Annotated in this window: 7 protein-coding genes and 1 tRNA gene; 1 reads left to right on the forward strand and 7 read right to left on the reverse strand. The window is 60.6% G+C overall.

Annotation, left to right across the window (positions count from 1 at the left end; genetic code table 11):
* Positions 1–34: 34 nt before the first annotated feature.
* The 6 genes from GN234_RS21065 to rpsU all read right to left on the reverse strand — a co-directional run bounded on the left by GN234_RS21065 (position 35) and on the right by rpsU (position 11,098).
* A complete protein-coding gene (locus GN234_RS21065) occupies positions 35–2,467 on the reverse strand; it encodes a DUF308 domain-containing protein (RefSeq protein ID WP_233459481.1) in 2,433 nt (810 codons plus the stop codon).
* Positions 2,468–2,563: 96 nt separating this feature from the next.
* Positions 2,564–2,640 (reverse strand) — tRNA-Ile (locus GN234_RS21070).
* 15 nt (positions 2,641–2,655) lie between these two features.
* Positions 2,656–6,399 carry an EAL domain-containing protein gene (locus GN234_RS21075; protein WP_109754985.1) on the reverse strand — a complete coding sequence of 1,248 codons (3,744 nt, stop codon included), beginning with the start codon at positions 6,397–6,399 and terminating at the stop codon, positions 2,656–2,658.
* A gap of 130 nt (positions 6,400–6,529) precedes the next feature.
* Positions 6,530–8,377: an RNA polymerase sigma factor RpoD gene (rpoD, locus tag GN234_RS21080; RefSeq protein ID WP_116833605.1), complete on the reverse strand. Its 1,848-nt coding sequence runs from the start codon at positions 8,375–8,377 to the stop codon at positions 6,530–6,532.
* 67 nt (positions 8,378–8,444) lie between these two features.
* On the reverse strand, positions 8,445–10,403 hold the full coding sequence (dnaG, locus tag GN234_RS21085) for a DNA primase (protein WP_109754983.1): 1,959 nt from the start codon (positions 10,401–10,403) through the stop codon (positions 8,445–8,447).
* 479 nt (positions 10,404–10,882) lie between these two features.
* Positions 10,883–11,098, reverse strand: coding sequence for a 30S ribosomal protein S21 (rpsU, locus tag GN234_RS21090; RefSeq protein ID WP_002551877.1), 216 nt, complete (start codon positions 11,096–11,098; stop codon positions 10,883–10,885).
* A 199-nt stretch (positions 11,099–11,297) separates the two neighbouring features.
* Here rpsU and tsaD point away from each other — a divergent pair, with 199 nt between their 5' ends.
* Entirely contained in the window at positions 11,298–12,323 is a 1,026-nt protein-coding gene (gene tsaD, locus GN234_RS21095) for a tRNA (adenosine(37)-N6)-threonylcarbamoyltransferase complex transferase subunit TsaD (RefSeq protein ID WP_116833603.1), read from the forward strand.
* 8 nt (positions 12,324–12,331) lie between these two features.
* Here the strand turns inward: tsaD and plsY are convergent, their stop codons facing one another.
* The gene (gene plsY, locus GN234_RS21100) at positions 12,332–12,901 is read right to left on the reverse strand and encodes a glycerol-3-phosphate 1-O-acyltransferase PlsY (protein ID WP_003206189.1); all 570 of its coding nucleotides are present in this window, start codon (positions 12,899–12,901) and stop codon (positions 12,332–12,334) included.
* Positions 12,902–12,963: the final 62 nt, after the last annotated feature.

Below are 12,963 nucleotides of genomic sequence, written 5' to 3' on the forward strand. Positions count from 1 at the left end.
TGGGCTCCGGCGCGGGCATTCGATAGCGAACATGTTACAGGCTCTCACGTGGGAAATAGCCAATGGCAGGTAAAGCCAGCGTTCGCCAGGCATGGGCCAGGTGCATCTGTGACGGCCTGAGCCATAAACCGTCCTGGCAAACCAATTGTTCGGTGGGCAACTGCAACAGTAGAGCCCGCGGGAACGACTGCACAGAGCCTGGGTCGTCATCGTCTGGCGCTTCCCAATCACGCTCAAAGCAGCGTACATGCAGCTGTTCGTCGTCGAAACTCTCAAACAGCGGCCGCTTGCCCAGCCACTGCGGATGCACCCGCAACGTGTGCTCCTGGATATCCAGGAGCAGCAATTGCCAGCCTCGATAGTTTCCACACTGTTCTGTCACATCGGTCGCCATGCAGGTCAGGGCCAGATAACGGCTATCCGTCGACCAGATCATCGACGGTGCCAGGTCGACCAGCGCGCAGCCTGAAGCTGTCAGCAGGTGTCCTCCGAGCCGGGGCGTCTGCGCGCGTACCCAACTGTCTGCATATTCCGTCTCGCTGCCGAACAACCAGGCGGCGTCCCGGTGGTCGGGTGCAGGCTGGATGAAGTCCCCTTCGGCGTTGGCGGCTTGCGGACGATCCACCAGGCGCCAGGGTGGCATTCTCTGAAGCTGTGAATCGACTACCTGCAGTTCCACGGTGTCGTAGAACAACCGGGATCGCTCGTCGGGATGAAAGAACGAAGTGGCGTTGGCGCTACCGTTCTGCGGCGCCTGGACATTGAAACGTTGCAGCGCGCTGCCCTCCAGGTCCTGGTCAAGTCGACCGGCAACCACTGCCAGGCTCAGCCGGCCATCACGAAAATCGAGGATGCGTTCCACCCACATCGCCGGCCCTTCCAGCAGGCGTCGATCCTTCGTGTCCGCAATCACGCCATGGGTGGTCACGGTCGTTGAGTTTTCGAAGGGCAGTAGTGCGAGGTAACGTCCGCAGTCTGAGACACGGTGGTCCAACAACCAACTTCCCGGCAAGTGCCAGTCACCGATCTGACAGCGATAGCCCCCAAGCCCTTCGCGATTGTCGCCAAGCCAGCTCAACTGAGCGCAGGCACCATCTAGCATCGGCTGTGTCTCGATAAACGCATCACCGCGTGCTCCTCGACTGTCCAACGGCAACGCAATGGCCATGCGGGTCAGTTTGAATTCAGCGACCTGTACGCGGCCTTGGGCGTCATGGCCGGCCTGGGTTTCGGTATCGCCGTGGATGCTGTCCAGGCGATAGCCGTAACGGCCGGAACCTGGGCGCGGATAATCGAGGTACGCGCCGATACGTACATGGTCCGCGTCGAGGCTCAGCAATTGATGCCAGTAGAAGGACGGTTCCGCGACACTCCTCACCCAGGGCGATGGCAGGACGCGCCAGCCGATGTCGAGCTGCCACAACCAATACTGGTCGCCCTCCGCGTCACCGCTTTGCTCCTGAGCCAGGCACACTAGCGCGCGTTGATCGGTGCTCCATATCAACGGCGCGTCTGCCGCCATCAACAGGTCGGACGGTTGTCCATTGATGCTGATGGTATAGCGCGGTGAATGCAGGGGATCCAGTGGCTGGGGCAAGTCGCGAAAAGTCGAAGGCAAAGAAATATTGCCCTGAAGGCACTGCTGGCCATCAGCGGAGCGCCGCTCGAAGGTCAGCTCAGGATGCCAGTCGGCTTCCAGCCACAGATCGGCGACAGGCACCAGGTGGGTGACGCTGGCGGTTTGCAACAGCTCATCGAGCCGGGTTTTGCGGGCGCTGTTATCCACCAGTGGGCTATGTCGTCCGCTCAGCAGGTCGAGATCAAAAGCGTCCAACTCCCAGAGCTCGCTGTCGGCGCAGCGGTACAGCTGGCGTTGCTGACGGTCGAGGACCACCAGCCCCCATGCCTGCCGGGACGGTACCGGTGCGGCGAAGTAGCGCCCGTCGCTGGAGAACACTGCCGAGGAGCCAATGCCTTGTAGAAGCACACCGTCAGGGAACAGATAGTCGCAATAAGTCGGGCCACCCATGGCGATTTCGCCGTGGTTGAAGACCCGGATTGGCTCGCCTTCAGGGGTCAGCATCGGCTCGTTTCCACCCCAGGCACTCGGCCCTTTGCTGGAAACGGGCGCCAACCCAAGGCGCCGTTCCCAGCTACTGACGCAGGCGAGCCCAACAACGATGCCGACGATCGCCACCAAGATGCCCCACCACTCGGGCAGCGCCCGGCCGAGGCTGAAACCCAGGCCAAACACGGCACCGACCGTCACCCGGGCAATGCCTCGGCCCATCGCCAAAAAGCCCAGGCGAGCAGCAAGGCCCATCAGCAGCCCGAGGAATACCACCGCCAGCAAAGCCAGTGGGGGCGGCAGCACGGTGACGAAAAAGGCCGGCACCAGAAGGATGCCAAGTTGCCAGAACAGTTCAAGAAACAGTCGCGGGAGGCTGGGGCTGGCGATGATGGGCATCTCGGTGAGGGATGGGATTTTTATTGTATCGGAGGGAAGGATGCTAGCGGGAGGACGCTAGATACGCAAAAGCCGCGCAATGCGCGGCTTTCAAGATGGTGGGCCCACACGGACTTGAACCGTGGACCAAAGGATTATGAGTCCTCTGCTCTAACCAACTGAGCTATAGGCCCTCAGTAGGTCGCGGATTATAGCGACGGTTTCTCGGCTGTGCTATCCGAAAAATCCGATACGGTCACACGAAGAAACGTGGCGGCAAACTCGTCGGCGCCCAGGGGCAGGCTGACGATGTAGCCCTGGATCTGTTCGCAACCTTCTTCGCTCAGGAATTGCTGCTGGGCCAGGGTTTCGACGCCCTCGGCGATGATGGTGAATTGCATGCTGCGGCCCAGGGCGATGATTGCCCGCACGATGGCCGCGTCGTGGGGGTCGTCGGGCAGGCCGCGGACGAAGGATTGGTCGATCTTGAGGATGTCCAGTGGCAGGCGCTTGAGGTAGCTGAGGGAAGAGTAACCCGTGCCGAAGTCGTCAATGGCCAATTGCACACCGAGCTTTTTCAACTGGTGCAGCACCGTCAGGGCCTCTTCGGCCTGGCTCATGATGAAGTTTTCGGTAATTTCCAGTTGCAACAAGCCTGGCTTGAGATGGTGTTCGCGCAGCAGTTGTTCGATACGTCCCAACAGGTTGGGCTGGCGCAATTGGGCGCCGGCGAGGTTGACCGACAGAGGGCCCAGGCTGTCATGGGTGCTGTTCCACTCACTTAACTGCTGGCAGGCATGTTCCAGTACCCAGTCGCCAATTTGCAGGATCATGCCGTTTTCTTCCGCCAGGGGGATGAAATGCTCCGGCGGTACGTCGCCAAATGTCGGGTGGGTCCAGCGAATCAGCGCCTCGGCGCCCACCAGGCGGTTGTCGACGAGGCTGATTTTTGGTTGGAAGGATAATGACAGTTCGTTGCGCTCGATCGCCCGTCGCAGCTCGTGTTCCAGGGCTACGCGCTCGCTGGCCTGGGCGGTGAGGTCGCGGGTGTAGCTTTCCACCCGGTTGCGCCCCTTGGCCTTGGAGCGGTACATCGCAGCGTCAGCATTCTTGACCAGCGTGGCGACGTCGCAGCCATCCTGTGGGTAGAGGCTGGTGCCAATGCTGGCGCTGATGAAAAACTCGTGCTCGCCGGCCTGGAATGGCGCGGCAAAGCAGTTCAATAGTTTCTGGGCGATGTGCTCGGCGTCGCTGGGCTGCTGCAAGCCAGGCAGCAGGATGATGAACTCGTCGCCGCCCAGGCGCGCCACGGTGTCGATGTCGCGAAGTTGCTCGCGCAAGCGCACGGCAATGCCTTTGAGCAGCAGGTCGCCGACCGGGTGTCCGAGGCTGTCGTTGATGTGCTTGAAGCGGTCCAGGTCCAAGAACAGCACCGCGCCCTGGCCGCCGTTTTCCTGCTGGCTGTTGAGGGCCGTCAGCAAGCGGCTTTCGAACAGCGTGCGATTCGGCAGGCCGGTCAGTGGATCGTGGTGAGCCTGGTAATCGAGCCGGGCCTGGGCATGTTTGAGGCTGGAGATATCGGCGAAGACCGCAACGAAATGGGTGATCTGTTGATCCCGATTGCGCACCGCGCTGATGGTCAGCCAACTGGGGTACAGCTCGCCGTTCTTGCGCCGATTGGAAATCTCGCCCTGCCAGTGACCTTCCGCCGTCAACTGGTGCCACATCGCGGCATAGAACGCGCTGTCATGCAGGCCGGAAGCCAGTAACCGAGGTGTATGGCCCAAGGCTTCGGTTTCGCTGTAGCCGGTGATTTCGGTGAAGGCTCGGTTCACCGCGCTGATGTGCTGTTGCGTATCGGTGATCAGCACGCCTTCGGCCGTGCTTTCGAACACGGTGGCGGCTTGTTGCAGTTTCTCCTGCATGAGATGGCGTTCGGTGATGTCCCGGGCGATGGTCAGCATGCAGTCTTCGTTGCCGATGGGCAGAGGGCGACTGGAGACTTCGCAGAGCCGTACCTGCCCGTCGTTGCGACGGATATGGCAGCTGAAGTCCTTCACGAAGCCGTCCCGTTTCAGCAGGTTGAGCATCTGCTTGCGCTCGTTGAGGTTGACCCAGATGCCCAGGTCCAGGGTAGAGCGGTCCACCGACAGGGCGCTGTTGAAACCGGTAATGCGGCTGAAACCTTCGTTGACTTCAATCAGCAAACCATCGCTTTGCCGGGACAGTAGCAAGCCATCGGGCGAGGCGTGGAATGCCTTGGCAAACTTCTCTTCGGAGGTCTGCAATTGCTGCTGGGTTTCCTTGAGCTGGCTGATGTCCCGCACTACCACGACCAGGGCTGGCGTCGTGTCGAGGTCGAAGGGTTCGGCGGAGATCAGTCCGGTGAACACCTGGCCATTGCTACGGCGAAAGGGCATTTCCAGGTTGCGAATGCTGCCGGCCTGCAAGCGCTGCAACAGGCCCGGCCCCACGCCTTGGATGCCCCAGATATTCAATTCGGTTGCGCTGCGCCCCACCACCTCGGCGGCACTCAGGCCGATCTGCTCCTCGAAGGCCTTGTTGACCTCCAGCAGACAACCGTCCATCAGCCGTGCGATCACCAGGATGTCCGGGCATTGGCGGAACACTGAGCCAAATTTCTGCTCCGAAAGGCGCAGTGCTTCCTCGGTGCGCTTGGCTTCGCTGATATCTATCATCAGCCCGCGCATCACCGGTTCGTGACCGTGTTCGATCAGACTGACAATGTCGCGCACCCACAGGCAGCGGCCATCGGCGGTGATCACGCGATAATCGATGCAGTGATCGCGCCCGGCCAGCACTTCATGATCACAGTAGGTCTGGGCACGGATCAGGTCGGCCGGATGAATGATGTTGCGCCAGAAGCCTGGGATCAGCCAATGGGAAAGGGGATAACCCAGCAGGTCTTCGGCATGGGGCGACACGTAGCTGTAGGTGAAGTCGCTGACCCTTGCCTCCCAGGCAATGGCCGACAGGCTCTCCACCAGCCCACGGTAATGGTATTCGCTGCTGCGCAGCTCCTGTTCCAGCTCGACCCGTCGGGCGATTTCCGAGCTGAGTCGGCGGTTGATGCGAATCACTACCGCCAGTATCCCGACCAGGAGCAATAGTGCAGGCAGGCCGTAGACCAGCAAATCTGACCAGAGCTGGCGGTAGTCATGCACATTGCCGACCCACTTCTGCTGGATCTCGGCAACTTCGGCCGGGCTCATGTCGGCCATGACCTTGTCCAGGATACCCACCAATATCTTGTTGTCTCGAGGGACGGCCATTGCCAACTGATAGCGATAAGGCGTTTCCCCGCTGACATAAAGACCTTCGAGCTTGAGTTGGCGCAGGCTCCAGACACTGGAAGCCAGGTCGCCGACCACCGCATCCACCTCGTCGGTTGCCAGTGCTTGCAGGGCTGAGCTGACGTTGGGCAGCGCCACGAGATTCAGGTCGGGATGGTGGTTGCGCAGCAGTTCATGGGGGGCATAGTTCTCTACCACGGCTATTTTCAGCCCGTACAGCTCCTTGAGGTTGTGGGGCTGGGCGCCACCGCGATGGGCCAGGATGACAATGGGGAAGTCCAGGTAAGGCCGGGTAAACGCCAGGTAGTTCTGGCGCTCCGGCGTGGACATGATGCCCGGCAGGAGGTCTATCTTGCCCTGTACGACCTGCTCCAGCACGGCGGTCCAGCTAGCGGGCTCGATGGGGGTGAGCCTGATGGCCAGCCGCTCACGAATGATGTCGACGTAGTCGGCGGCCAGGCCCTGATAGCGGCCCTGGTCATCGCGGAACTCAAACGGCGGCCATGAGGCATCGACGCCCAGGCGCAGGTCGGGGTGGTCCTTGAGCCAGCGGAGCTCCTCGTCGGTGAGCGTCAACGCGCCAGCTGTTGCGGTCCAGGTCATCAATGACAGCAAAAGCGCGGCCGTCAGTCTGGGCATCACTGTCTCGTCATGGCTTGGGGAGGATGATTCGAGTGTAGACGGGCCACAGGGTGGTGAGGAGCGTAACGAGGGGGATTTTATCTGTTGCACATAACAAAACCCCCGGCAGGGCCGGGGGTTTTGAAGGTCACTCGTCGAGGAAGGAGCGCAGATGCTCGCTTCGCGTCGGGTGGCGCAGTTTGCGCAACGCCTTGGCTTCGATCTGACGAATGCGCTCACGGGTGACATCGAACTGCTTACCGACTTCCTCGAGGGTGTGGTCGGTATTCATGTCGATGCCGAAACGCATGCGCAGTACCTTGGCTTCACGGGCAGTGAGGCCGGAAAGCACTTCGCGAGTCGCTTCCTTGAGACTCTCGACAGTGGCGACATCGATCGGAGACTGCATGGTGGAGTCTTCGATGAAGTCACCCAGATGGGAGTCTTCGTCATCGCCGATCGGGGTTTCCATGGAGATCGGCTCCTTGGCGATCTTCAATACCTTGCGGATCTTGTCCTCAGGCATTTCCATGCGTTCGCCCAGCTCTTCCGGCGTCGGTTCGCGACCCATTTCCTGCAGCATCTGCCGGGAAATACGGTTGAGCTTGTTGATCGTCTCGATCATGTGCACCGGGATACGGATGGTGCGGGCCTGGTCGGCGATCGAGCGAGTGATCGCCTGACGGATCCACCAGGTGGCATAAGTCGAGAACTTGTAGCCGCGACGGTATTCGAACTTGTCCACCGCCTTCATCAGGCCGATGTTGCCTTCCTGGATCAGGTCGAGGAATTGCAGGCCGCGGTTGGTGTATTTCTTGGCGATGGAGATCACCAGACGCAAGTTCGCTTCGACCATCTCTTTCTTCGCGCGACGGGCCTTGGCCTCGCCGATCGACATGCGACGGTTGATGTCCTTGATCTCGGCGATGCTCAGGCCGGTCTCGGCTTCCAGCGCGCTCAGCTTCTGCTGGCAACGAATGATGTCCGGTTGCAGGCGGGCAATGGCTTCAGCGTATTTGCTCTTGCCCTTGGCCAGTGCATCGGTCCAGCTTTCGTCGACTTCGTTACCAGGGAACTGACGCAGGAAGTCGGCGCGCGGCATGCGGGCATCACGCACGCAAAGCTGCATGATCGCGCGCTCTTGCTGGCGCAAGCGATCCAGGGCACTGCGCACACGTTCGACCAGGCCTTCGAATTGCTTCGGTACCAGCTTGATCGGCATGAACAGCTCGGCCAGTGCCAACAGCTCGGCAATTGCCTGCTTGTTGTTGCGGCCGTGCTTTTTCAGCGCCTTGCGGGTGATTTCCATCTGGTCGGCCACAGCACCGAAACGCTGCGCTGCGATGATCGGATCCGGACCGCTTTCGGCTTCTTCCTCGTCGTCGCTCGCTTCGGCGTCTTCGTCATCGGTGTCGTCGTCGGCCTTGACGGCTTTCGCGTCGATTGGCGGCGGCACTTCGGCAGCAGGCGGCGCAATGCCGTCGTCCGGGTCGATATAACCGCTCAAGACGTCGGACAGGCGGCCACCTTCGGTGGTGACGCGGGTGTACTCGGAGAGAATATGGTCAACCGTGCCAGGGAAGTGCGCGATTGCGCCCATCACTTCACGGATGCCTTCTTCAATACGCTTGGCGATTTCGATTTCGCCTTCGCGTGTGAGGAGCTCTACCGTGCCCATTTCACGCATATACATGCGCACGGGGTCGGTGGTGCGACCAATGTCGGTCTCGACCGCTGCCAACGCTGCGGCCGCTTCTTCAGCGGCCGCCTCGTCGGTATCGGCGTCGGCCAGCATAAGGGCATCCTTATCTGGAGCAACCTCGAATACGTTGATCCCCATGTCGTTGATCATGCGGATGATGTCTTCCACCTGTTCCGGATCTGAAATATCCTCCGGCAGGTGGTCGTTGACCTCCGCGTAAGTCAGGTAGCCCTGCTCACGACCCAATAGGATCAACTCTTTGATACGAGACTGCTGTTGCGCTTTTCCGGACATAACACCCTATCCACTGAAGGTCTTGGCGGGCAAAAAACAAGCCGAGGATTATACCTGAGCTGTGACCTCACGCGCCAGTTGAGGTCGGGTTTGATGCGCAAACATTGCGGCTAAGTAAGTCGCGCAATTGGTTTTTCTCTTCGCTGGTCAACTCGCTCTGGCGAGCTTTTCGCAGAAGTTGTTCCAGATTTCGCTCGCGTTGGCGGGCGGACAAGCTAGTAATGGTGTCGAAAAACTGTTGTTCAAGGTTGTCTCCATCAATCAGCCATTCCTTCTCGGCCAGGGCCTTCAAAAGACGTCCCTGCTCGGTACCGTGCCACCGCGCGATCAACTGGAAAGAGTTTAGCTTGGGGTTCTTCTGCACGGCTTCAAGGAGTGCCACCAGCAATTGCGTATTGCTGTGGTCCTCGGCGGCGAAGTGCCCTGCGTCCTCGACTTTTTCCGCCAGTTGCGGGTGATGCAGCAAGGTGCGCAAGGCGGCCAGTGTTGGTGGTTCGACGGCGGCCGGTACGCGCGGGGCACGTGGTTGGTCGCGATCGCCACGCTTGCCGTTCTTGTCCCAGGGTTTCTTGTCCCATTTCTTGCCGCCGCTACCGGGTTTTTTCGGCGTCCATTCCTGCTGGGGGGCGTAATCCTGCTGAGGTTGATGATAGTCGGCGAAATCCGGCATCGCGTCGTAATCGATGCCCGGGTCATAAGCCGGCGGCGCCTCCTGGGGCGCGCTGTGCACCAGTTGATTGACCGCTTCGCTGTTCAAGCCGGTGATTTCGGTCAGGCGCTGGCGCATCAGTGTGCGCAGGTTGGCACCGGGCACCTTGTCGATCAGTGGTGCCGCGAGGGTGGCCATGTGGGCCTTGCCTTCGAGGGAGCGCGGGTCGGCTTCCTCGGTCAACTGCTGGAAGAAATAATCGGCCAATGGTTGGGCGTGCTGGTTGATTCGTGCCCGGAACGCGTCGGTACCTTCGGAGCGCACCAGGGTGTCCGGGTCTTCGCCCTCGGGCAGGAACAGAAAGCGTGCCCGGCGGCCGTCCTGCAGGCACGGCAAGGTAGCTTCCAGGGCGCGCCAGGCGGCGTTGCGACCGGCCTGGTCACCGTCGAAGCAAAACAGCACGTTGGGCACGACGCGAAACAGGCGTTTCATGTGTTCTTCGCTGGTGGCTGTGCCCAGGGTCGCCACAGCGTTGCGCAGGCCTTGTTGGGCCAGGGCAATAACGTCCATGTAGCCTTCGACGACAATGATTTCATCGAGGTTGCGGTTGTTCTTGCGCGCTTCATACAAGCCGTAGAGTTCTTGTCCCTTATGGAACACCGGGGTTTCCGGGGAGTTCAGGTATTTCGGCTTGTCGTCGCCCAGCACCCGGCCACCAAAGGCAATGATCCGCCCGCGCGTGTCGCGGATCGGAAACATGACCCGGTCGCGGAAGCGGTCGTAGCGCTTGCCGGTTTCGGCATTTTCAATCAGCAGGCCGGCGTCGATCATGGCGCGCTGCTGCAACGTATCGCTGCTCAGGTGCTTGTACAGATTGTCCCAGCCGGGCGGTGCGAAGCCGAGGCCGAAGTCCCGGGCGATTTCGCCGGTCAGGCCGCGGCCCTTTAGATAGTCCACCGCGGCCTTGCGTGCCGGGTGGCTTTTTAGGGCCTGGCGATAAAAATCCGCTGCCGCGGTCAGCAGTGGGTAAAGCGGAGAATCGGTCGGTTGGCGTGGCTTGTGCTGTCGACCGCTTTCCTCGCGGGGTACTTCCATGCCGGCGGCTTTGGCCAGTTCTTCGACCGCCTGGGGGAAGTCCAGGTTGTCGTGGTCCATGATGAAGCCGAGGGCGTTGCCGCCAGCGCCACAGCCGAAGCAATAGTAGAACTGCTTGTCGGGGCTGACGCTGAAAGAAGGCGTTTTCTCTTTGTGGAACGGGCAGCAGGCTGTGTAGTTCTTGCCCGCTTTCTTCATTTGCAGGCGAGAGCTGACCACGTCGACGATGTCGGTGCGGTTCAGGAGGTCGTCAATAAAGCTCTGGGGAATCAGCCCGGCCATGGCGTTCTCATCATCACTGCGCGAAATATGGGCCCGAAATCGGCAGGCGTAACCGGGTCTGGGTTTGAGGCACGCTAAATCGGTGGCTCGACCGGGTCGTCTGCATCATCGCTGTCGGGAAGTGTATCTGCCGATAATCCACTGACGTTAATAACTATCAGTATTCGACTGTTTGAATGTGTTGCGCTGAGTCCGGTAACGGCTGTTCAGGCCTCGGATAGCTCATGAAGCGGGCACGCAGGCAGGTGCCTTGGGCTGATCGTCGTTAGAGGAATCAGGGTGTGCTCGTCGGTAGCCTTGGAAGGCTCGTCAGGAAAGACGTGCACCGCTGGCAAAAGAGCCAGGTCTGACGCGGTGAAGCAGGTTGTCTTGGTCGCGTCTGCGGCTTTGACGGTGAAGCATCAAGCATTATTCCGCAAATGCCATAAGCCCGGCTTGAGGGCCGGGCTTGGCAGAAGCTTGCTACGGACGTCTGTGTATTAGTACAGACGTACGGCGCGGCGCTGTTCGCGCTGAACTTTCTTGGCGTGACGCTTAACAGCGGCTGCTGCCTTGCGCTTACGCTCAGAAGTCGGCTTCTCGTAGAATTCGCGGCTACGAACTTCAGCCAGAACACCGGCTTTTTCGCAGGAGCGCTTGAAACGACGCAGAGCTACGTCGAAGGGTTCGTTCTCTTTTACTTTGACGGCTGGCATCCAGAGCTACCTTCATTCATTACCGGGGTCAACATCCTCGCGGCAAAAGAGCACTTGAAGACGTCGGTTTTTAAGGGTTGCGGATGTTAACCCCTCAACGCTCGGAATGCAAAGCCTCTGATCGAAAACCGCTGGTCGGGGCACAACGTGGCGACTATTATGCGCGCCTTCGAATTCAGCCTCTACAAGGCGCAAACCCATGCTAGTACTGGGATTAGAAACCTCTTGCGACGAAACCGGTGTCGCACTTTACGACAGTGAACGCGGCCTGCTGGCCGATGCGCTGTTCAGCCAGATCGACCTGCATCGCGCCTATGGCGGGGTGGTGCCCGAGTTGGCCTCCCGTGATCACGTCAAGCGCATGCTGCCCTTGATCCGTCAGGTTCTGGCCGAAGCTGGCTGCGTGCCGACCGAGATCGACGGCATCGCCTACACCGCCGGCCCGGGCCTGGTGGGCGCGTTGCTGGTGGGCGCTTCCTGTGCCCAGGCGCTGGCCTTTGCCTGGGGTATCCCGGCCTTGGGTGTGCATCACATGGAAGGCCACTTGCTTGCGCCGATGCTGGAGTCGCAACCGCCACAGTTTCCGTTCGTCGCTTTGTTGGTATCGGGCGGCCATACGCAGCTCATCCGGGTCGATGGCATCGGCCAATACGAGTTGCTCGGCGAAACCCTCGACGATGCCGCCGGCGAAGCGTTCGACAAAACTGCAAAAATGATGGGCCTCAATTATCCAGGCGGGCCGGAAATCTCCCGGCTTGCAACGCAAGGGGTCGATGGGCGCTTCGTGTTCCCGCGACCGATGTGCGACCGCCCGGGCCTGGATTTCAGTTTCAGCGGATTGAAGACCTTCGCGCTGAACACCTGGCAGCAGTGCGTCAGCGCCGGGGACGACAGTGAACAAGCCCGTTGCGACATCTCGCTGGCGTTCCAGCAGGCCGTGGTGGAGACTTTGACCATCAAGTGCAAGCGTGCCCTCAAGCAGGCCGGGCTCAAGCGCCTGGTGATCGCCGGTGGTGTGAGCGCGAACAAGGCCCTGCGCACATCGCTGGAGAAAATGCTCGGCGACATGAAGGGCGACGTTTACTACGCCCGACCGGAGTTCTGTACAGATAACGGCGCAATGATTGCCTTTGCCGGCTGCCAGCGATTGCAGGCCGGCCAGCAGGAAAGCCTGGCGATAAGTGTGCAGGCGCGCTGGCCGATGGAGCAGTTGGCGCCGCTGTGAGGCGTCATTTAAAAATGCCGTTCGCGCCCGGCGAACAGGTCGCGTAGATTGCCCCGGTGACGCCAGACGATCAGTGCGACCAGGGCGGTCATTGGTAGCAAGGCCGCCGGTTCCTGCCAGGCCAGCAATGGTAGGGTCAACGGCGTGGCGATCAGCGCGGCCAGGGAGCTGGTGCGGGTCAGGTAGAAGGTCAGCAGCCAGGCACAGACAGCCAGCAGGGCGGCGGGCGGGTACAGGCCCAGCAGCATGCCGGCGGCGGTGGCGACACCCTTGCCGCCCCGAAAGCGAAAGTACAGCGGGAATAGATGGCCGATGACGGCGCAGACGCCGATCCAGGCCTGTTGCTGCAACGAGAGCCCTGCAAGGCTGGCGATCAATACCGGGACAAGGCCTTTGCAGAGGTCGCCCAGCAGGGTCAGGATCGCGAGTTTGCGTCCGGCCAGGCGCAGCATGTTGGTGGCTCCGGCATTGCCTGAGCCACTCATTCGCGGATCCGGGCGACCGGTCAGGCGGCTGAGCAAAATGGCGAAGGACAGCGAGCCGAGCAGGTAGGCGAGAATCGCCAGTAACCAAAACATGCTAACTATTCCGGGCGAGGACGCCCTGATTCTAACGGCGCATTGCGCCCTTGTCGTGCTGC

It is taken from the genome of Pseudomonas bijieensis (genome assembly GCF_013347965.1).
GTDB classification, from domain to species: Bacteria; Pseudomonadota; Gammaproteobacteria; order Pseudomonadales; family Pseudomonadaceae; genus Aquipseudomonas; species Aquipseudomonas bijieensis.